Origin of the sequence: Blastomonas sp. (assembly GCF_041747255.1) — a bacterium.
In the GTDB taxonomy this organism is placed as follows: domain Bacteria; phylum Pseudomonadota; class Alphaproteobacteria; order Sphingomonadales; family Sphingomonadaceae; genus Blastomonas.
The window spans coordinates 1-21,242 of the sequence record NZ_JBGTFM010000322.1 but is presented as its reverse complement, the minus strand read 5'-3'; the positions used below and the strand labels follow the sequence as shown (position 1 = coordinate 21,242).

Annotated in this window: 19 protein-coding genes; 9 read left to right on the top strand and 10 right to left on the bottom strand. The window is 61.4% G+C overall.

The annotated features are described in order from the left end of the window. Nucleotides 1–10: 10 nt before the first annotated feature. From ACEW8G_RS11060 to ACEW8G_RS11035, 6 genes are all read right to left on the bottom strand, one after another. Nucleotides 11–1,615: a long-chain fatty acid--CoA ligase gene (locus tag ACEW8G_RS11060; RefSeq protein WP_373488475.1), complete on the bottom strand. Its 1,605-nt coding sequence runs from the start codon at nt 1,613–1,615 to the stop codon at nt 11–13. A gap of 74 nt (nt 1,616–1,689) precedes the next feature. After that, nucleotides 1,690–5,175 (bottom strand): DNA polymerase III subunit alpha, encoded by a 3,486-nt coding sequence (gene dnaE / locus ACEW8G_RS11055; RefSeq protein WP_373488474.1) that lies wholly within the window; start codon nt 5,173–5,175, stop codon nt 1,690–1,692. A 45-nt stretch (nt 5,176–5,220) separates the two neighbouring features. Beyond that, complete coding sequence (locus ACEW8G_RS11050; protein ID WP_373488473.1) at nt 5,221–5,559, bottom strand: hypothetical protein; 339 nt, start codon at nt 5,557–5,559, stop codon at nt 5,221–5,223. Nucleotides 5,560–5,712: 153 nt separating this feature from the next. After that, nucleotides 5,713–6,189 (bottom strand): glutathione peroxidase, encoded by a 477-nt coding sequence (locus ACEW8G_RS11045; RefSeq protein ID WP_373488472.1) that lies wholly within the window; start codon nt 6,187–6,189, stop codon nt 5,713–5,715. Next, nucleotides 6,186–6,860 (bottom strand): ABC transporter ATP-binding protein, encoded by a 675-nt coding sequence (locus ACEW8G_RS11040; protein ID WP_373488471.1) that lies wholly within the window; start codon nt 6,858–6,860, stop codon nt 6,186–6,188. The genes ACEW8G_RS11045 and ACEW8G_RS11040 overlap by 4 nt, the downstream gene beginning before the upstream one ends. Continuing rightward, nucleotides 6,853–8,091 (bottom strand): lipoprotein-releasing ABC transporter permease subunit, encoded by a 1,239-nt coding sequence (locus tag ACEW8G_RS11035; RefSeq protein WP_373488470.1) that lies wholly within the window; start codon nt 8,089–8,091, stop codon nt 6,853–6,855. The genes ACEW8G_RS11040 and ACEW8G_RS11035 overlap by 8 nt, the downstream gene beginning before the upstream one ends. Before the next feature lie 579 nt (nt 8,092–8,670). Here ACEW8G_RS11035 and ACEW8G_RS11030 point away from each other — a divergent pair. After that, on the top strand, nt 8,671–9,168 hold the full coding sequence (locus ACEW8G_RS11030; protein WP_373488469.1) for an Hsp20 family protein: 498 nt from the start codon (nt 8,671–8,673) through the stop codon (nt 9,166–9,168). A gap of 394 nt (nt 9,169–9,562) precedes the next feature. Here the strand turns inward: ACEW8G_RS11030 and ACEW8G_RS11025 are convergent, their stop codons facing one another. From ACEW8G_RS11025 to tpiA, 4 genes are all read right to left on the bottom strand, one after another. After that, nucleotides 9,563–10,246, bottom strand: coding sequence for a Crp/Fnr family transcriptional regulator (locus tag ACEW8G_RS11025; RefSeq protein ID WP_373488468.1), 684 nt, complete (start codon nt 10,244–10,246; stop codon nt 9,563–9,565). A gap of 213 nt (nt 10,247–10,459) precedes the next feature. Then, entirely contained in the window at nt 10,460–12,097 is a 1,638-nt protein-coding gene (locus ACEW8G_RS11020; protein WP_373488467.1) for a CTP synthase, read from the bottom strand. 101 nt (nt 12,098–12,198) lie between these two features. Then, nucleotides 12,199–12,630: a preprotein translocase subunit SecG gene (secG, locus tag ACEW8G_RS11015; protein ID WP_373488466.1), complete on the bottom strand. Its 432-nt coding sequence runs from the start codon at nt 12,628–12,630 to the stop codon at nt 12,199–12,201. Nucleotides 12,631–12,743: 113 nt separating this feature from the next. Further along, nucleotides 12,744–13,490, bottom strand: coding sequence for a triose-phosphate isomerase (tpiA, locus tag ACEW8G_RS11010; protein ID WP_373488465.1), 747 nt, complete (start codon nt 13,488–13,490; stop codon nt 12,744–12,746). 181 nt (nt 13,491–13,671) lie between these two features. Here tpiA and ACEW8G_RS11005 point away from each other — a divergent pair, with 181 nt between their 5' ends. The 8 genes from ACEW8G_RS11005 to ACEW8G_RS10970 form a co-directional block, all read left to right on the top strand. Beyond that, nucleotides 13,672–15,618 carry a SurA N-terminal domain-containing protein gene (locus ACEW8G_RS11005; protein WP_373488464.1) on the top strand — a complete coding sequence of 649 codons (1,947 nt, stop codon included), beginning with the start codon at nt 13,672–13,674 and terminating at the stop codon, nt 15,616–15,618. Then, complete coding sequence (locus ACEW8G_RS11000; RefSeq protein WP_373488463.1) at nt 15,618–17,141, top strand: anthranilate synthase component I family protein; 1,524 nt, start codon at nt 15,618–15,620, stop codon at nt 17,139–17,141. Before ACEW8G_RS11005 ends, ACEW8G_RS11000 begins: the two co-directional genes overlap by 1 nt. Continuing rightward, nucleotides 17,138–17,761, top strand: a complete 624-nt coding sequence (locus ACEW8G_RS10995) for an aminodeoxychorismate/anthranilate synthase component II (RefSeq protein ID WP_373488462.1) — start codon at nt 17,138–17,140, stop codon at nt 17,759–17,761. Before ACEW8G_RS11000 ends, ACEW8G_RS10995 begins: the two co-directional genes overlap by 4 nt. Before the next feature lie 30 nt (nt 17,762–17,791). Then, nucleotides 17,792–18,268 (top strand): hypothetical protein, encoded by a 477-nt coding sequence (locus tag ACEW8G_RS10990; protein ID WP_373488461.1) that lies wholly within the window; start codon nt 17,792–17,794, stop codon nt 18,266–18,268. 91 nt (nt 18,269–18,359) lie between these two features. Then, nucleotides 18,360–19,358, top strand: a complete 999-nt coding sequence (trpD, locus tag ACEW8G_RS10985; RefSeq protein WP_373488460.1) for an anthranilate phosphoribosyltransferase — start codon at nt 18,360–18,362, stop codon at nt 19,356–19,358. Further along, entirely contained in the window at nt 19,355–20,155 is an 801-nt protein-coding gene (gene trpC, locus ACEW8G_RS10980; protein ID WP_373488459.1) for an indole-3-glycerol phosphate synthase TrpC, read from the top strand. The genes trpD and trpC overlap by 4 nt, the downstream gene beginning before the upstream one ends. Then, nucleotides 20,152–20,622, top strand: a complete 471-nt coding sequence (gene moaC / locus ACEW8G_RS10975; RefSeq protein ID WP_373488458.1) for a cyclic pyranopterin monophosphate synthase MoaC — start codon at nt 20,152–20,154, stop codon at nt 20,620–20,622. Before trpC ends, moaC begins: the two co-directional genes overlap by 4 nt. Continuing rightward, a partial coding sequence (locus ACEW8G_RS10970) for a molybdopterin molybdotransferase MoeA (RefSeq protein WP_373488457.1) occupies nt 20,619–21,242 on the top strand: 624 nt, incomplete at its 3' end. The genes moaC and ACEW8G_RS10970, both read left to right, overlap by 4 nt.

The window sequence follows — 21,242 nt, the reverse complement described above, 5'->3', positions numbered from 1 at the left end:
CGCCGGGCATTCAGATGGTCGGCAGCACATGGTCCCTGAACTGCTCGCGCAATGCGGTTTTGAGCAGTTTTCCGGTCGCCGAATGCGGCAAGGCATCGACGAAGACGATGTCGTCGGGCAGCCACCATTTGGCGACATGATCGGCCAGATGCGCATTGATCGCGTCCTTGCTCGGGTTGGTCCCGGGCTTGGGCACGACGATCAGCATCGGGCGCTCGTCCCATTTGGGGTGCGGCATGCCGATTGCAGCGGCTTCGGCGACCTCGGCCATGCCCATCGCGGCGTTCTCAAGATCAACCGAGCTGATCCATTCACCGCCTGACTTGATCACATCCTTGGCGCGGTCAGTAATCTGCATGACGCCATCGGGGTGGATCACCGAGACATCGCCGGTGTCGAACCAGCCATCCGCCGTCAACGCGTCTTCCTCTGCCTTGAAATAGCGCTTGATGATCCACGGACCCTTGATCTGCAGGCGACCGCTGGACACGCCATCGCGCGGCAGGATGTTACCCTCTTCATCGACCACGCGGAGTTCCACGCCAAACGGCACCCGCCCCTGCTTGGTGACGACATCAAGCTGCGCCTCGAAATCAAGCTCATCCCAATTGTGCGGCGGCGCGCCCATCGTGCCGATCGGCGAGGTTTCGGTCATGCCCCACGCGTGGTTCATCCGTACGCCCATTTTCATGATCCGCTCGCACATCGCGCGTGGCGCTGCCGAGCCGCCGATGGTGACGACCTGCAGATGCTCGGGCTTGATGCCAGTGGTATCGATGTACTGAAACAGCGCCAGCCAGACTGTCGGCACCCCGGCGGAATGTGTCACCTTCTCGCGGTTCATCAACTCGCACAGTACCGCGGGGTCGTTGACGGCAGAGAACACGAACTTGATGCCGGCGGCCGCCCCGGCAAACGGCAGGCCCCAGGCAGCGGCATGGAACATCGGCACCACCGGCAGCGCGACCGCCTGCGGTGACAGGCTGAACACCGCAGGCTGCATCTCAGCCATCGCATGAATGACCGTTGAGCGGTGCTCATAGAGCACACCCTTGGGGTTGCCGGTCGTGCCCGAGGTATAGCACAGCATACACGGCTCGCGCTCGGACCCCTCGATCCAGCGGAACTGGTCATCGCTGCTGTCGAGCAGCGCTTCGAACCCCTGCACATCTGACCCGGCAGGTGGATCGAAGCAGATGTAATGTTCGATTGTGGTCCATTTCGCCTTCATCATGTCGATGATCGGCTGGAACGCGGCATCGTATAGGAGAACCTTGTCTTCAGCATGGTTGGCGATGTATTCGAGCTGATCTTCAAAAAGGCGCGGGTTGATCGTATGGATCACCCCGCCCACGCCAATCGCGCCGTACCAGGCAACCAGATGGCGGCTGTGGTTCATCGCGATTGTCGCGACCCGGTCGCCCTTGCCGATACCCAGCCTGGTCAGCACCTTGGCCAGTCGCCGCGCATCGCGCGCAATGCCTGCCCAATTGGTGCGGGTCTCGCTGCTATCAGCCCAGCGGCTGATGATTTCACGCGTGCCATGTTCGCGTTCGGCATGGTCGAGCAGCCGCATGACCCGCAATTCGTAATCCTGCATTCCACCGAAAACCATTTCACTCTCCCGTAACTGGACCGTAACTGGCTTGACGCTTTTGACCGATCAAAAAGCCTGATCCGGCTTTCAAGTCAATGGACGAGCCGTAGTTCCGGCTTCGTGACAGCAAAAGTCTCGACATTCAGCGACACCACGCCATCCAGCGCACGCAAGCTGGTGATCAGCTGCTCGCTCAGCTGATATCGTTGTCCGAGCCGCACCGGCATCATACGCCCCTGGCCCATCGCCAGCCGCGCCACCAGTTCATCGTGTCCGGCGTCACTGGGGCCGAGCAGTTGTGCCAAAGCCGCCATCGCGGCGGGATGATTGATCTCGATCTCCGCCTTGTAGCGGATCTCGGTATGGATGGCGTCAAGCGGGGTCGCCCGGCGCACGGTCGCGCGCGGTGGCTGTTCTTCACTCGCCCGGTCAAACTCAAGCTCAAGCAAAAGGCAACACGATTGCGCGGCCCAGTCAGACATCGCATTGACCAGATGGTCGTCAAAGCATCTGACGGAAAACTGCCCGCTTTCATCTGACAGATCTGCCATCACAAAAGTGTCGCCCCGCTTGCTTTGGCGGCGGTTGGCGTTCTCAACCAACGCCGCAACCTTGCCGAATTTTTTTTCGCCGACGCGCAGGTTCAGCGTGTCGATCACCTGCTGATAGCGTCGCACCCCTTGCGCCTTGATGACGGAAGAAAATTGCGTGACCGGATGCGCAGAAAAAAAGAACCCGAAGGCCTCGCGTTCGCGCGACATCGCTTCGCCGGGCGACCAGCCATTGGCCTTGGGCAGGCGCAGCAATTGGCCCGGCTGCTGGACATCGGCGAACAGCCCGCCCTGCCCGCTGGCGCGCTGGCGCTGCGCTTCCGATGCGACCGCCAATACCATATCCGCCCCGCCATGCACCGCCGCGCGGTCAAGGCCCAGACAGTCGAACGCGCCTGCCGATGCGAGGCTTTCGATCTGGCGCTTGTTGACCTGGCCCGCGTCGACCCGATCTGCAAAATCGCCAAGCGAAGAAAACGGCCCGCCGGTCATGCGCGTTGCGATGATACCCTCCATCGCCTTTTCTCCGACGTTTTTCAGGCCCGCCAATGCATAGCGCACTGCCAGTCCGCTTTCAGTCTGCTCAACCGAAAATTCGGCTTCGCTCGTGTTGATGCACGGCGGCAGGCAGGCGACACCAAGGCGGCGCATATCATCGACAAAGATGTTGAGCTTTTCGCTCTGATGCATGTCGAAACACATCGAGGCGGCAAAAAACTCGTGCGGATAATGTGCCTTCACCCACGCGGTCTGATAGGCGAGCAAGGCATAAGCAGCAGCGTGCGACTTGTTGAAGCCATAGCCGGCAAACTTGTCGATCAAATCAAACAGCACGTTCGCCTTTTTGGTTTCGATGCCGTTGCGCCCTGCGCCCGCGACAAACCGGCCGCGCTGCTGGTCCATCTCGGCCTTGATCTTCTTGCCCATCGCGCGGCGCAGCAGATCGGCTTCACCCAACGAATAGCCAGCGAGCACCTGCGCCGCCTGCATGACCTGTTCCTGATAGACGATAATGCCGTACGTTTCCTTGAGGATATCTTCGAGCATGGGATGCGGATAGGTGATCACCTCGCGCCCGTTCTTGCGCGCACCAAAGCTCGGGATATTGTCCATCGGGCCGGGACGGTAGAGCGAGACGAGCGCGATGATGTCTCCGAACGCGGTCGGCTTTACCTGCGCCAGCGTCCGGCGCATCCCTTCGGATTCAAGCTGGAACACGCCCACCGTATCCCCACGCTTGAGCAGCTCAAACACCTGCTGGTCATCCCAAGCCAGGGTTTCCAGATTGATGGTGATGCCGCGCTTTTGCAGCATCTCGCCCGCCTTGTGCAGCACCGAAAGCGTCTTCAAGCCCAGAAAGTCGAACTTTACCAGCCCCGCCATCTCGACATATTTCATGTCGAACTGGGTCACCGGCATGTCTGATCGCGGATCACAATACAGCGGCACCAGCTGCGCCAGTGGCCGGTCACCAATCACAACGCCCGCTGCGTGAGTGGAGCTGTGCCGGGGCAAGCCTTCGAGCTGCATCGCCAGATCGAACAAGTGTCGAACCTCATCGTCCTCACGATACTGGTTTCGCAGCTCTTCAACCCCGGCCAGCGCGCGGTCGAGCTTCCATGGATCGGTCGGGTGATTGGGCACCAGCTTGCACAGCCCATCGATGCGGCCATAGCCCATCTGCAACACGCGGCCCGTGTCGCGCAGCACCGCGCGCGCCTTGAGCTTCCCGAAGGTGATGATCTGCGCGACATGATCGCGGCCATATTTGGCCTGCACATAGCGGATGACCTCGCCGCGCCGGGTTTCGCAAAAGTCGATGTCGAAATCGGGCATCGAAACGCGCTCGGGGTTCAAAAACCGTTCGAACAGCAGGCCAAGCTTGAGCGGATCAAGATCGGTGATCGTCAGCGCCCAGGCGACCACCGAACCCGCGCCCGATCCGCGCCCCGGACCCACCGGGATGCCCTGCCCCTTTGCCCATTTGATGAAATCTGCCACGATCAGGAAATAGCCAGGAAAGCCCATGCCGGTGATGACGTCGATCTCGAACGCCAGCCGGTCAGTATAAACCTGTCGCTGGTCATCGCTCAGGTCTTGATAGCGCGACAAGCGATCCGCCAGCCCCGCCTCGGCATCGGCCCGCAGCTGCGCGGCCTCGCCCGACAGGTCGCCTGCCAGGCTGGGCAGGATAGGCTTGCGCTGGGGTGGGGCAAAAGCGCAGCGCTTGGCCACCACTAGCGTGTTGAGCAATGCCTCGGGCAGGTCGCTGAACAATTCGCGCATCATCGGCGCAGATTTGATCCAGGCCTCGGGCGAGCTGCGCACCCGGTCCTTGCCGCTGACATATTCACCGCGGGCGATGCACAACATCGCATCATGCGCGGCATGAAATCCGGGATCGGCGTAGCAGGCCGGATTGGTTGCAACCAGCGGCAGTCCGCGCGCATAGGCCAGGTCGATCAGCGCACCCTCGGCCATTGATTCAAGCGCATCGCCGCGACGGCTGATCTCAAGATAAAGCCGGCCGTCAAACAGCGCCTGCAATCGGTCGAGATAATCCGCCGCCGCCTCATGCTGGCCCGCGCCGAGCAACCGGGTCAGCGCACCTTCAGACCCTGCGGTCAGCGCGATCACGCCCTCAGTGCGCCCATCGAGCCGGTCCATCGTCACATGCGCGGGCAGCTCAAGCGGGCGCTCAAGATGCGCGGTCGACACCAGATCGCACAGGTTGGCATAGCCGGTGTCGTTCTGCGCATAAAGCGCCAGCCAGTCGAGCACTGGCGCGCTGCCCTCTGCACCGGGGCGGGCGACGCACAGCAAGGTGCCGATGATCGGCTGGATGCCTGCCTCAAAGCAGCCATCGGCAAATGGCATTCCGGCATAAAGCCCATTGCGATCCACCAGCGCGATGGCCGGAAAGCCGCGATCCTTCGCCGTCTTGGCGATGGCCTTGGGCTCGTTCGCGCCTTCCAGCATGGTATAGGCTGAAAAGACGCGAAGCGGGACGAATGGTTCATAAGCCATCGGTCAACGCTACCGGCTGGTTCTCGATTCGTGAACCGAGACGCTTCACTCGCCGGTGGATAAATCCCGCGCCGCGATCTTGCGCCGCACATCGCGCACCGTGGACCAGATGCCGTAGATTATCAGCGCGGCAAGGAATATCCATACCCAGACCGGGATGTTGCGCCCGGCAATCGCCAGATAGACGTAAGCCGAAACAAAACACGCGCCCGCGCACATCACCGGCAGCACGGTCGATTTGCCCGTGCGCGCGTTGCGCACCAGCCAACCGATGCTGAGCACAAACAGCGGAACCGCGCCGATGTAGATCGACGCGAAAATGACCGGATTGACGCCATATTGCGCGCCCAGCCCGTTGGCCCAAGTGCTGATCGCTTCAAACATCGGTGCGCTCTCGCTGGATTACTGATTCGATTTCAGCGTTTCTATCAGTTCTCCGACGAAAGCCGGAGTCCATGAGTCAGATCGCGCTGTAGCCGCTCTGGACACCGGCGTTCGCCCGTGGACGACATGTATTCGAAATCGCCGTGCCGCCGGTTACAGCAACTTCTCAATATCCGCTTTCAACTGCTCGGGTTTCACCATCGATCCATGGCGCGCGGTCACGTTGCCCTTGCGATCAACCAGAAACTTGGTGAAATTCCATTTGATCGCGCGGCTGCCCATCAGGCCGGATTGCTGGCTTTTCAAATGTTTCCACAGCGGGTCAGCCTCTTCGCCATTCACGGCAATCTTGGCCGAGAGCGGAAAGGTGACATCATAGGTCAGCGAGCAGAAGTTTTTGATCTCATCTGCATCACCCGGTTCCTGCGCGCCGAATTGGTTGCACGGAAAGCCCAGCACCTCAAAACCGCGATTCTGATATTCGCGGTGCAGCGCCTCAAGCCCTTCGTATTGGGGCGTGAAGCCACATTTGGATGCGGTGTTGACGATCAGCAACACTTTGCCCTGATATTCGGTGAGCGGCTTGGCGCTGCCATCGGGCAGCGTCATGGTGTAATCAAAAACGGTCATGCAATCCTTCCATCGTGCAGGCGGACGACCCGGTCCATCCGGGTGGCGAGACGCTCGTTGTGCGTTGCCACCAATGCCGCGCTGCCTTCCTCCCTTACAAGATGTAGGAACTCCCGAAACACGATATCGGCGGTCGCTTCATCCAGATTTCCGGTCGGTTCGTCCGCCAGAACGACCTTTGGCTTGTTCGCCAGCGCACGCGCCACCGCAACGCGTTGCTGTTCGCCGCCCGAAAGCTGGCTGGGCCGGTGCGTCAGCCGCTCCCCAAGCCCCAGACGCGCAAGCAGCTGCTGGGCACGTTCAGCCGATTCACCGCGCGTCTTGCCCATGATCAGCTGCGGCAAAATGACATTCTCCTGTGCGGTGAAATCGGGCAGCAGATGGTGGAACTGATAGATAAATCCGAGCGCGGTCTTGCGCAGCCGGGTGCGGCCATCGCTCGACAGGCTCGCGGCCTCTTCGCCAGCAATGCGGATTGATCCGGTAAACCCGCCCTCCAGCAGACCCACCGCCTGCAACAGCGTCGATTTGCCCGAGCCCGAAGGGCCGAGCAATCCAACGATCTCGCCCGGTGCAACCGCGAGGTTCACGCCCTTGAGCACATTAATCGTCACACCGCCCTGCGAAAAGCTGCGGTGGACGTCGGCGAGTGCAATCACCGCCTCACTCATAGCGCAACACCTGGACAGGGTCAGTGCTTGAGGCTTTCAGTGCCGGGTAAAGCGTCGCAAGGAAACTGAACACCATTGCCATGCCGGTGATCACCAGCACCTCCGTCGGGTCGGTGCGGCTGGGCAGTTCGGTGAGGAAGCGAATCGACGGGTCCCACAGCTCCTGACCCGTCACCATCTGCACGAACAGCACAATATTCTGTCGGAAATACAGGAAGACAAAGCCCAGCCCCAGGCCGGCCAGCGTGCCCAGCGTGCCGATGATCAGCCCCACGGTGATAAACACCTTCAGCATCGAATTGCGGCTTGCGCCCATTGTGCGCAGGATCGCTATGTCGCGGGTCTTGGCACGCACCAGCATGATCAGCGACGACAGGATGTTGAACACCGCCACCAGAATGATGATCGACAGGACGATGAACATCGCCACCCGTTCCACCGCCAGCGCCTCGAACAGCGATGCATTGATCGTGCGCCAATCGGACACCTGCGCCTGGCCGCGCAGCTTTTCGGTGAGTGGCGCCAGTATTTGCGAGACTTTGTCGGCATCGCGGGTGGTGATCTCGATCATCCCCACCTGATCACCAAGCAGCAGCAACAGCTGCGCATCGCGGATCGGCATGATGACGAATGCCTTGTCATAATCATAAACGCCAATCTCGACGATTGCGGCAACCTCGTAGAGAATCTCGCGCGGCACCGTGCCGAACGGCGTCGAGCGCCCCGCCGGATTGATGATGGTGATGCTGTCGCCCAGCCGCACCCCAAGGTTCTGTGCAAGCCGCGATCCCAAAGCGACGCGTGACGAGCCCGCCTTGAGGTCCGCGACCGAGCCAAGCACCGTCTTGTCCTTAAGCGCGGCAATATCGGGCGCATCGGTGCCGCGCACCAATATCGCTTCAACCCGGCCTTCATAATTGACCAGCAACGGCTGCTCTATCAGCGGGGAAGCGGAGACCACGCCATCCATTGCCTTGGCCTCAGCGAGTATGTCCTGCCAATTGTTCAGCCGCCCGCCATAGCCCTGCACCACGGCATGGCCGTTCAACCCGACGATCTTGTCGAGCAGTTCGGCGCGGAAGCCGTTCATCACGCTCATCACGATGATCAGCGCGGCAACGCCGAGCATAACCGCCACCAGGCTGATCCCGGCAACCAGAAAGATAAACGCCTCACCTCTGCCCGGGAGCAGGTATCGCTTGGCGATCGTCCATTCAAACGTGGACAGCATAGCTGGCAGCTTATCCTTTCCGGCTGTGATGCCCGATACGTCAGGCAAACAATTGCCCGGCCTTAGCCAGCACGCGGCGCAGTGACAATGCACGATCACTGCAAGGATCACACGAAGCGTATGTTGCAGTTTGGGCACAGGATAGCACTAAAATGAGGCTATCCCCTTAATTCTGCTGGTCACAGCGGCTTCGTTACGGAATCATGACATTGCACAAGGCGGTTTGAGCCAAGTGTTTGGGGATACGGGATTCCTGCCGTTTTGGGGAAGATGGCAGGAAAATAGGGTCTGATATGCGACAGAGAGCCACTTGGCTTTCCGGGCGCGATCTGGAGCCTGATCAAGAGCGTCCGGGTCTTGGGGACCGGACGCTCTTTTTTCGTGAATTGCCTACACAATGTCTTGGCCAGGCACCGGCGGTTCAACGTCCAAAAAATTTTGCTGACATCTTGAAACGCGATTTTTGCGGACCCAGTTTCTGGCCGTGCAGCGCGCCCCTGCGGGCGCTGCATATGTCACCGAAGTGCCGCGAGATGCGGGCTTCAAACCTATAGAATCGCTTGAGAAAAGGATTTTTTCATGAACCGTTTTGATTTCACCCCCTATCGTCGCACCACTGTTGGTTTCGACCGCCTTTTCGACCTGCTTGAAAATCAGGCCCGCATCTCACAGGGCGACAATTACCCGCCATTCAACATCGAACGATCCAGCGAGGATGACTATCGCATCACGCTGGCTGTCGCCGGATTCAAGCCCGATGAGATTGAGATCATTGCCCAGCAGAATTTGTTGGTCGTGACCGGTCGCAAGGCTGCGGAAACCGAATCGCGTGGCAACTTCCTGCACATCGGTATCGCCAATCGTAATTTTGAGCGGCGCTTTGAACTTGCCGATTTCGTGCGGGTGCAGGACGCGAACCTCGAAGATGGTCTGCTGGTCATCGATCTGGTGCGCGAGGTGCCCGAAGCGATGAAGCCCAAGAAAATCATGATCAACGGCGCGCCCAAGCTCGCCGTGGTAGAGTCCGCGGGCGCCGATTCGCAGGCCAACGTCGGCTCAGACAGCAAGGCAGCATGACGCCGAACTGATTGTTGAAACGCAGCAACGGGGTGGGTCGGCAACGGCCCGCCCCGTTTTTTATTTTGCAGTGCAGATGTTGCCAGTGAAGCACGTTTGCAGTTTGTCGGCAGTAACTTGATAAAGGCCGAATCAAAAAAAGAGGGCGAGCCCTTTCAGGCCCGCCCCCCGCGCCCGCTCGGACGCAAGTATTCCCAGTATCAGGCTCGGCCGGGTCGCATTTACCTTGCCCGATCCTGGGAAACTCATAAACACCGCGCTACGAATGCCTAACGCCATTTGTGTTGTGGCTTTTCCGGGGCCGATGTCGGCGGGGTCGCACTCACCTGCACCAACCCCAGAAAATGCTGATGCGCATCGCTGCGCAAATCTCTTTGATTCTCGTTCATTCCGCTTACGCTGCTTCGGATATCTCCAGCAGTGTATCGCGATCAATGATCCTCACCCGGCCTTGCTCCAGCTTGATCAAACCACCGTCTGACCAGGCCGATAGCTGGCGATTAATCTGTTCTCGTGACAATCCCGCGAAAGTTCCAAGTTCACTCTGGCTAAGGTCCAGCTTGAGCTTGCCTTCGGTCGCGCCTGCCACCATCAGCCGCAGCAGATAGCGCGCCAGACGGGGTCCGGAGGTGAACGCCCGGTCCGCCTCAATCACATCATTGGCCTGCCGGAGCCGTTTGGCCATCACCCTGAGCATCCGCCTGGGCAAGGCATTATGCCGTTCTGCGATCTCATCAAAGGCCGGGCGCGACAGCGACAATGCCGTCAGGTCGGTCAATGCCTGGATCGAAGCAGTGCGAGGGCCGCCATCCAGAAACGCGATCTCGCCGATCACATATCCGGGCTCGGCATAGTCGAGCACAATCTCATGGCCGTTGCTGGCCACCATACTGACCCGGGCAAAACCGGTCAGAATGATCAGAAGATTGTCGCCGTCATCGCCCTGTCCGATGATTTCCTGCCCCTTGCGGTATTTAACAAAATGCCCGCGCAGGATGATGTCGGACAGTTCATCGGTTTCGCAATCGGCGAACAGACTGTGGCTGGCAAGCAACGCGGCAAGCTCGTTGGCGTGCATGATCGTGGTCCCGTCCCTTCCTTTCTGTCGGTTGCATGGCCAATTGAGCAACTTTTGGTCAATCCCGGCTGCGCTGCCGATGAATCGTGTTTCCTCCGAAATGACTTAACCTGCTGTGCGCCAACGCACAACACAGAGAAATAAGGCTAATTTCCCATTTTGTATGTTGCTTCATTTCCAATTGACCGGGCCAAGCCCAATCAAGCGCAGCTGCTAAACCAGGCGGCTTTGCTTGACCGCTGCGGCAATAAAGCTCGCAAACAGCGGGTGTGGATCAAACGGACGGCTCTTAAGTTCGGGGTGATATTGCACCCCGATAAACCAGGGATGGTCAGGCCTTTCAACGATTTCAGGCAGCACCCCGTCGGGCGACATGCCGGAAAAGATCAGGCCGCCCTTCTCGAGTCGTTCGTGATAGGCCATGTTGACTTCGTAGCGGTGGCGGTGGCGCTCGCTGATCGCATCGGCCCCATAGATGCCGTGCACCCGGCTGTTGCCCGAAAGTCTGGCCGGATAGGCTCCAAGCCGCATCGTGCCGCCCAGATCACCGTTGGCGCTGCGCGTTTGCAGCCCCGATTCGCTGAGCCATTCGGTGATGAGCCCGACCACCGGCTCATTGGTCGCGCCAAATTCGCTGGTCGATGCACTGGTCACGCCGGATGTGTTGCGCGCTGCCTCGATACAAGCCATCTGCATGCCGAGGCAGATGCCGAAGAACGGCACATCGCGTTCGCGGGCAAAGCGAACCGAAGCGATCTTGCCCTCGCTGCCGCGCTCGCCAAAGCCGCCGGGCACCAATATGCCGTGCATCGGCTCAAGCACCGCCGCCAGTTCGGCATCGGGCAGGGTTTCAAACAGCTCGGCATCAAGCCATTTGACATGCACCTTGACCCGGTTGGCGAGGCCGCCGTGGACCAACGCCTCATGCAGCGACTTATAGGCATCCTGCAGCCCGACATATTTGCCGACGACACCAATGGTCACTTCGCCTTCGGGGTTGCTCTGGCGGTCCATGATGTCGTGCCAGCGCTCCAGCGCAGGTTCGGCGGCATCCTCGATGCCAAAGGCGCGCAGCACTTCGCCATCAAGCCCCTCAGCATGATATTGCAGTGGCACAGCATAGATGCTCTTGGCATCAAGCGCAGGGATTACCGCTTCCTTGCGGACATTGCAAAACAGCGCGATCTTGGCGCGCTCGTTGTCCGGCAAGGGATGCTCGCAGCGGCACAGAAGGATGTCGGGCTGAATGCCGAGTGAGGTCAGTTCGCGCACACTGTGCTGGGTTGGCTTGGTCTTGAGCTCGCCCGCCGCCGCGATATACGGCACCAGCGTGACGTGCACGAATACTGAGTTTTCGCGGCCGATGTCGTTGCGCAGCTGACGGATCGCCTCGATAAACGGCAGGCTTTCGATATCGCCAACCGTGCCGCCGATCTCGCAAAGCACAAAATCAAGATCTGCAGTATCAGCCTGGGCGAATTGCTTGATCGCGTCGGTGACGTGCGGAATGACCTGCACGGTCGCACCCAGATAATCACCGCGTCGTTCGCGGGTGATGATCGTCTGATAGATGCGGCCAGAGGTGACATTGTCCGATTGCCGGGCGGAGACCCCGGTGAAACGCTCATAATGGCCAAGGTCGAGATCGGTCTCTGCGCCGTCATCGGTGACATAGACCTCACCGTGCTGATATGGCGACATCGTGCCTGGATCGACGTTGAGATACGGATCGAACTTGCGGATGCGGACGCGGTAGCCGCGTGCCTGAAGCAGTGCACCGAGGCTTGCTGCCATCAGCCCCTTGCCAAGCGAAGACACCACGCCGCCAGTGATAAAAATAAATCGCGCCATGGGAGGAGAGCGTTACCCGCAAGGTCGCGCGCATGACAAGCGCGCGAATCCGTAATCAGTCAAATAATCCTGTGCAAACACCCGCAGGCGCAACCACAGGATCAGTTGGCGGGCGGCGTATCGTCCGATGTCGCCGGTGCGGCGGGTGTTACGTCGCCCTGGCCAGTCTGTGCGCCTGCTGCCGACAACGGATCCCCGTTGGCAGGGGTGCCGGCCGGCGCGCTCAACGGATCAGCAAGGGGATCACCCGCTGGTGCTGCCACGTTGCGCTCGAGCGAGGTATCGATGTTGCTTGTGGAATGAACGTTGGCAGCGAGCACCGCTAGCACGACGCTCAACAGGACAAATGCCGTCGCCAGAATCGCGGTCGCTCTGGTTAAAAAGTCACCCGCGCCACGCGCTGACATCAATCCGTTGGGGCTGCCGCCGACGCCGAGCGCGCCGCCTTCGGAGCGCTGCATCAGGATCACCCCCACCATACTAGCTGCGACAATCGTCTGCAAAACGGTGATGAACAGGAAAAGGTCAGACATGAAACGCCTATCAAAATGATACAATGCAATGGCGGGCACATAGCGATTGCATCGGCGATGCGCAACTGCGCGCACCGCGCGTCTGGCCAAACCGATGCGGCCGCAATATCAGCCTAGCGCGCCGCCGCCGCGACAATCGGCAGGAATGTCTCTGCCTTGAGGCTCGCGCCGCCCACAAGCGCCCCGCCGACATCGGTTAACACGAGAATCTGGGCAGCGTTGGCGGGGTTCACCGAGCCACCATATAAAATGCGGATCGATTGCCCGCCCTCCCCGACCCGCTCCACCAACGTAACGCGCAGCGCGGCGTGCATTGCCGCAATATCCGCATCCTGCGGCACGCGTCCGGTGCCGATTGCCCACACCGGTTCATAGGCCACGGTCAGCCAGTCAGGCGCGGCAGAGATCGGCAGGGACTCGGCCAACTGCTGGGTTACAAATGCAATCGCATTTCCAGCATCGCGCTCAGCGAGCGTTTCGCCAACGCACAAGATCGCACCCAGGCCGGCATTAAACAGAGCCTGCGCCTTGGCCGCAACGTCGGTATTGCTTTCACCCTGACCGGCGCGCCGCTCGGAATGGCCGACAATCGCAAAGCGCGCCCCTGCTTCTTTCAGCATAGGCGCTGACAAGCAGCCGGTATGCGCTCCCGAGGGGGCAGCGTGACAATCCTGCGCGCCGATACCGATCGCTTTGGCCTTTTGCGCAAACGCTGCGATCAGTGTCGCGGGCGGGCACAAGGCGACATCGACCCCCGATTGCTCGGCAATGCCTGCCTCAATCGCATCCAGCACCGCGCCATCGGCCAATGCGCCGTTCATTTTCCAGTTGCCGACGATATAGCTGCGGTTCAACGTCACAGTGTCCAAATCCCTTCCGGATGATGTCTTGCAGTCTGCGGCGGCTAGCAAATCGGGCGGCGCTTGACCAGCCATGCGCATTGGCGTGCTTCGGCAGGGTTGATGCCTGCGCCAAAGGCTCCTAAAGCACCGGCATTTCCAGCCGTGGCCCGCGCCAGGCCCTATCCAAGCGGACCTTTTCATGATCAGCTTTTTCCGTTCGTTCTTTCAGTCCAAGATTGGCCTGTTCATAACCTTTCTGTTCGTGGCGCTGATCGCGGTCGCCTTTGCCGCGTCTGACATCACCGGCACGGGAAGCACATTTGGCGGGATCGGTAACGAGAATGTCGCCGATGTTGGTGGGAACAGCATCACCGCAAATGAATTCAGCACGACGGTGACCAATGCGTTCAACCAGACCCGGCAGGACAATCCGCAACTTGATATGGTCGCGTTCGCCGATCAGGGCGCCATCGACAGCATCATGGAGCAACTCGTCGGCAGCTATGCCGCGTCGGCCTTTGGCCAAAAATACGGTCTTGCTGCGAGCAAGCGGCTGGTCGACAGCGAAATCGCCGGAATCCAGGCATTTCGTGGTGCCGATGGCCGATTTAGCGAACAGCTGTTCCGGAGTGCGCTGCAGCAGCAGGGACTGACCGAGTCGCGCGTACGCGACGACATTGCGCGAGCGCTGATTGGCGACCAATTGCTGGTGCCCGCCACATTCGGCGTCAAGCTGCCTGCGCAGATTGCCCTGCCTTATGCCGGGCTGGTGCTGGAAGGCCGCGAAGGCAGCATCGCACTGGTGCCATCGGTGCTGTTCGCGCCTCAGGGCAAGCCGACTGAAGCCCAGCTCAAGAGCTTTTATGCCAAGAATGGCGAGCGTTACCGGGTGCCGGAACGCCGTGTCATCCGCTCGGCCACGTTTCTCAGCAACCGTTTACGCGATGGCATCAAGGTCAGCGATGCGGAAATCGCGACGCTATACAAATCGCGCGCCAGTGAGTTCGTCGCGTCTGAAAACCGCGATGTGGAACAGTTGATCGTTCCCACCGAAGCCGCCGCAAAGGCAATCGCCGACAAGGTCAATGCAGGCACGACGCTGTTCGCAGCTGCGCGCGCTGCCGGACTCGAGCCAATTGAGCTGGGCATGCTCTCAAAAGCCCAGTTGCGCGCTGCCACATCGGCGACGGTCGCCGATGCAGCGTTCGCGGCGAGCAAGGGATCGGTCGCCAAGCCTGCCCGTTCGGGCCTCGGCTGGCATGTCGTCAAGGTCAACGATGTTCTGCAGATTGCGGGGCGCAGCCTGGCGCAGACGCGTTCACAGTTGGAAACCGAAATTTCGCAGGAAAAGCTGCGCGAGGCTATTTCCGATTTCACCGCCGAACTTGAAGACCGCATTGCCGATGGCGCGTCGCTTGCCGACCTTGCCAGCGAAAATAACCTGACGCTGCAAACCAGCCCTGAATTGCTGGTCAACGGTCTGTCGCCGACAAATCCTGAATTTGTGCCCATCGGCGCCTATCAGGCAATCCTGCCAGTGGCGTTCGGGCTTGAGGAAGATGCAGGGCCACAGCTCGTAGAGGTGCAGGAGGGCATCGAATACGCGCTGTTTGAGGTGCAGGAAATCAAGCCTTCAGCGCCGCCGCCTCTAGCCCGCATCCGCGCCAATGTAGAGGCCGATTATTTGCTCTCGCAGGGTTCGCTTACCGCGAAAAAGCTGGCGGATACGATGGCCAAGAGTGTGCGCGCCCCGGCTGATCTCGACAAGGCGATCTCAGCTGCTCCGGTGCGGCTGCCGAATATCGAGAAGATTGCCACCAACCGGCAGACGATGATGCAGCAGGATGGCCGGGTGCCGCCGCCGGTTGCGCTGTTGTTCAGCATGGCCGAAGGCACGACCAAGGTGCTCGAAGCGCCGAACAAGGCGGGCTGGTTCGTGGTGCACCTCTCCAAGATCAATCGCGGCGATGCCAGCAAGGTGCCCGAACTGTTGTCTGCAACGCGGACCCAGCTGGCGCAGATCGTTGCCAATGAATATGGCGAGCAGCTGGCCAATGCGATTAAAGCCAGCGTCAAGGTCAAGCGCAACCCGGCCGCGGTCAAGCGCGTCACCGATCAGCTGACCGGGCGCAACAGGGACAATTGATGCGTGCGGGCGCGAGCCATAACCGCGCAGAGGCCGCGCTGGCGCTTGGGACTGGCGCATCATCGCTGATCTGGCGGCGACAGATCGCCGACACCGAAACACCGGTTTCTGCCGCGCTCAAGCTGATCGAGCCGGAGCGCGGCGATTTTCTGCTCGAGTCGGTCGAGGGCGGTGAGACGCGCGCGCGGCACAGCCTGCTTGGCATCGCGCCCGATCTGGTGTTTCGCGCCACGGGCGACGTAGCCGAGATCAACCCGCATTGGCTGCACGACCGCAGCGCTTTTGCGCCAGACACCCAGCCCGCGCTCAAGGCCTTGCGGACGCTGGCCCAGCGCTGCACGATGCAGGTACCTGCAGAACTTCCGCGCGCGCTCGCCTGTCTGGTCGGCTATTTCGGTTATGAAACGGTCGGGCTGGTCGAAACCCTGCCGCGTGCACCGCAATCGCCCCTGCAGCTGCCCGACATGCTGTTCGTGCGGCCCACGGTGCTGCTGGTGTTCGACCGGCTGAAAGACGAATTGTTCCTGATCGCACCCATCTGGGCGGATGCTGATGGTGCGGCCGATGCACAGATCACGCGCGCCGAGGAACGGCTCGATGCGGTTGAACGCATGCTCGCAGGGTCGTTGCCCGCCGCGGTGCGCCAGCAGGCGTTTCATCCCGATGCATTGCAGCCGCAGCCGGTGCTGGCACCGGGCCGCTATGGCGACATGGTGCGCGCGGCCAAGGACTATATCGAGGCGGGCGACGTGTTTCAGGTGGTGCTCGCCCAGCGCTTCACCGCCCCGTTCACCCTGCCGCCGGTCGAGCTGTACCGCGCGCTGCGCCGGGTGAACCCGTCCCCGTTTTTGTATTTCCTCGATCTGCCTGGCCTCGCGCTGATCGGATCAAGCCCCGAAATCTTGGTACGGGTACGCGATGGCGAGGTGACCATCCGCCCGATCGCCGGCACGCGCCCGCGCGGAAAAACCTCTGCCGAAGACGCCGAGAACCGCGCCAGTCTGCTCGCCGATCCCAAGGAACTGGCCGAGCACCAGATGCTGCTCGATCTTGGCCGCAACGATGTCGGGCGGGTCGCGAAGGCGGGCACGGTGCGCGTCACCGACAGCTTCACGGTCGAGCAATACAGCCATGTCATGCACATCGTCAGCAATGTCGTGGGTGAGCTGGTGCCCGAGCGCGATGCCATCGACGCGCTGTTTGCAGGCTTTCCTGCAGGCACGGTAAGCGGCGCGCCCAAGGTGCGCGCGTGTGAGGTGATCGCCTCGCTGGAGTCGGAAACACGCGGAGCCTATGCAGGCGGCGTCGGCTATTTCGCGCCGGATGGATCGGTCGACAGCTGCATCGTGCTACGCACCGCCATCGTCCGCGATGGCACCATGCACGTGCAGGCAGGCGCAGGCATCGTCGCAGACAGCGTGCCCGAATACGAACAGCGCGAATGCGAGGCCAAGGCAGGGGCGCTCTTCGCCGCCGCGCGCGAGGCATTGCGGCTGGCAGGCGAAACGGGGTTTGGGCAATGATCCTTGTCATCGATAATTACGACAGCTTCACCTACAACCTTGTCCATTATCTGATGGAGCTGGGGGCCGGGGTGCGGGTCGAGCGCAACGATGCGCTCTCTGCGCGCGAGGCGATTGCCACCAACGCGCAGGCGTTCCTGATCTCGCCAGGACCCTGCACGCCCAACGAGGCCGGGATCTCGCTCGATCTGGTCGCTGCCTGCGCCGATGCGGCAAAGCCCTTGCTCGGCGTATGCCTGGGCCATCAGGCGATTGGCCAGTATTTCGGCGGTGAGGTCGTGCGCGGCGGGCTGATGCACGGCAAGACATCGCCAGTGTCGCACGATGACAGCGGCGTGTTTGCAGGGCTGCCCTCGCCCTTCCGCGCGACGCGCTACCACTCGCTGGTTGTGCCCGAGGCGAGCTTGCCCAATACCCTGATCGTCAACGCGCGCGTTGCCGTTGATGATGCCGCAACCCCGCACATCATGGGCTTTCGTCATGCAACATTGCCGATCCACGGGGTGCAGTTCCACCCGGAAAGCATCGCGACTGAACATGGCCATGCCCTGCTCGCCAACTTCATGACGATTGCCGGGCTGGAGCCTGCAAAATTGACAGCCGCCGCACCCCTCGCCTAAGCACTGTTCAAGGTCGCGCCGGAGACTTTCATGCAAAGTATCCCTTTTGCTATCGGTTCGCTCATGATGTCGGGCGCACTGCTCGTCGCATCCAGCCAGCCAGCCCATTCGCAGGACTTTGTGTCGCTCGGGGCTGCCGGGACTGCGGCCTATGACAGAGGCGCCGGCTCCGGGCTCAGCGCGGTCACCCTGAGTGAAAAGACGAATTGCGTTGCCCACTGGCTTGAATGGTATCTCGGCTATGAGCAGGCGCATACCAGCCAGACGCTGCTCAGCCAATTGCCCGATGATCTTGGATCGGAGCAATCGCGCGAGATTGCGACCGCTTGGTTCATGCATGTCAAAGACCTGTATGTGAAACGCGACGACAATGATGCCGAGATGGTCAGCGCGTTGGCGCGCATCCGTCCCGCCCTCAAAAAGCAGGTTCAGACCGCAGTTGCCGGCGATGAAAAGCTGCTGACCGGTATCACCGAAGTGCTGGGCACCTGCAAAACGCCAAAATAGACGTCATGTCCTGATCTCAGACGCGGGTTCAGCCAATTTGGTGCGTCGGCTCTGGTGTTTTCAACACGCTGCGCTAAAACACCCAACCGCCATGACCAGCCTACCCGATACCACACTGCCGCTCAGCGGCGATGCCGCGGCCGCCGCCTTTACCGCCATTCTTGACGGCACGGTGAGCGATGACGCGATCGCACAATTCCTCGTCGCGCTGTCGGATCGCGGCGAGACCGCGGTCGAGATCGCCGCTGCCGCGCAAGGCTTGCGCGACCGGCTGATCCCGATTGCCGCGCCTGCGGGCGCCATCGATGTATGCGGCACCGGCGGCGATGGCCATCACAGCCTCAACGTTTCAACCGCCGTGGCGTTGGTCGTCGCTACGTGCGATGTGCCGGTCGCCAAGCATGGCAACCGCGCGGCATCGTCCAAGGCAGGTGCTGCCGACACGCTCGAGGCGCTGGGGCTGGATATGGATGCGGCAGGCAGATCAGCCGAACAATCGCTTGCCGAAATCGGTATCTGCTTCCTGTTCGCTGCCAACCATCACCCCGCAATGCGGCGTATCCAGCCGATCCGCAAGGCGATCGGCAAGCGCACGATCTTCAACCTGATGGGGCCGCTGGCCAATCCGGCGGGGGTGAAACGCCAGCTGATCGGCATCGCCCGACCCGGCTATGTCCACGTCTATGCCGAGGCGCTGGACATGTTGGGCACCGAACAGTCGTTGATCGTCTCGGGCGATGAAGGGCTCGACGAACTCTCGCTGGCGGGCGGCAACGAGGTTGCTGATATCGGCCCGGCGGGCGTGATCATGAAACGCTGGTCGGCGGCGGATGCAGGATTGCCGCAACACCCTATTGAGGCGATTCGCGGCGGCGATGCGGCGTTTAACGCCGCCGCGCTGCGCCGCCTGCTGCAGGGCGAGCTTGGCGCGTATCGCGATGCGGTGCTGCTGAATGCCGCCGCTGCACTGCTGGTTGCAGGCGAGGTCGACAGTCTTGCCGATGGTGCAGAGGAAGCTGCCGAGGCGATCGACAAGGGACTGGCCAATGCCTTGCTCACCTGCTGGATCGATTTTACCAGGGCGGTATGATGAACAAGCTTGAGGAAATCTGCGCGGCCAAGCGCATCGAGGTCGAGCGGCGCAAGGCAATCACCGGGCTCGGCGACATGGAACAGCGCGCCGCCCAAGCCAGCGCACCGCGAGGCTTTGCGCAGGCGTTGGCGCGCGCCTCGCAGACCGGCTTCGGCCTGATCGCCGAGATCAAACGCGCAAGCCCCTCCAAGGGCTTGATCCGCGCCGATTTCGACCCCGCCGCGCACGCCGCTGCGTACCAGGCCGGAGGTGCGACGTGCCTCTCGGTGCTCACCGATACGCCCTATTTTGAAGGGCATGACGATTTTCTGGTCGCCGCGCGCGCCGCGTGCGATCTGCCGTGCCTGCGCAAGGACTTCATGGTCGATGTCTGGCAGGTGGCTGAAAGCCGCGCGCTGGGGGCCGATGCGATCCTGATCATCGTCGCCGCGCTCGATGATGCGACCATGGCCGACATCGAAACCGCCGCGCTCGACATGCAAATGGACGTGCTGGTCGAGGTGCACGACGAGGATGAACTGCACCGCGCGCTCGGGCTAAAATCGCCGCTGATCGGGATCAACAACCGCGACCTGCGCAGCTTTGAAACCGACATCGCCACGACCGAACGGCTGATCAGGCTGATCCCGCAAGGCTATATCGCGGTCTCCGAAAGCGGCATTTTCAGCCATGATGATTGCCAGCGGCTCAGCAAGGCGGGGGTGCGCAATTTCCTGGTTGGGGAATCGCTAATGCGTCAAAGCGATATTGCCGCCGCCACGCGCGCATTGCTGACCGGAGCGGTCGCAGCGTGAGCGACCTCACCCATATCGACGCCAGCGGCGCGGCGCATATGGTCGATGTTTCCAGCAAGCCCGATACGATGCGCGAGGCGGTGGCCGAGGGGGTGATCGCAATGCAACCTCCAGTGATCGCCGCGATCAAGGCGGGCGACATCAAAAAAGGCGATGTGCTGGGCACTGCGCGTATCGCAGGCATCATGGCTGCCAAGCGCACCAGCGACCTCATCCCCCTGTGCCACCCCCTGCCAATCAGCAGCGTGTCGGTCGATTTCAACTATGTTGAAACCGGCATCCACGTCGAAACGAAGGTGCGCACGTCGGGCAAGACCGGGGTGGAGATGGAAGCGCTCACCGCAGCCAGCATCGCCTTGCTGACCATTTATGACATGGCCAAGGCGCTGGACAAGGGCATGACCATCGGCCCGGTTCGGCTGCTCGCCAAGAGCGGCGGCAAATCGGGCGACTGGCAGGCGACATGACTGCAGCGGGCGGCCTGATCCCGCTGGCCGAGGCGCAGGCGCGGCTTCTCGCATTGGCGACGCTGCGGCCTTCGATTGATCTACCCCTGGATCAGTGCGCCGGGCGCTACCTGGCCGCGCCGGTTAGCGCCGCGCGTAACCAGCCAGCCGCTGACCTCTCGGCGATGGATGGTTACGCGATCCGTTGGGCCGACATGCCGGGGCCGTGGCGCGTGATCGGCGAGAGCGCCGCCGGGCGGCCATATGAAATGGCCATCGGCTCTGGCGAGGCGGTGCGCATCTCTACCGGTGCCGTGATGCCGAGCGGGGCAGACAGCGTGCTGGTGCAGGAGGATTGTGCCCGCGAAGACGATACGCTGCTGCTCACCGGCGACGGCCCGGCGGCATTCGGCGCACATGTCCGCCGCGCGGGCCATGATTTCGCGCATGGCGCGCTTCTCGCCGAAGCAGGAACGCTGATTGATGCGCGGTTGACCGCGCTCGCCGCGATGGCTGGGCATGGCACTCTACCGGTGCACCCACTCCCAAGCGTCGCAATCCTCAGCACCGGTGACGAGCTGGTCCCGCCCGGCGCGCCCCTGCCCTCGCCCGCGCACATCCCGGCGAGCAATGGCGTGATG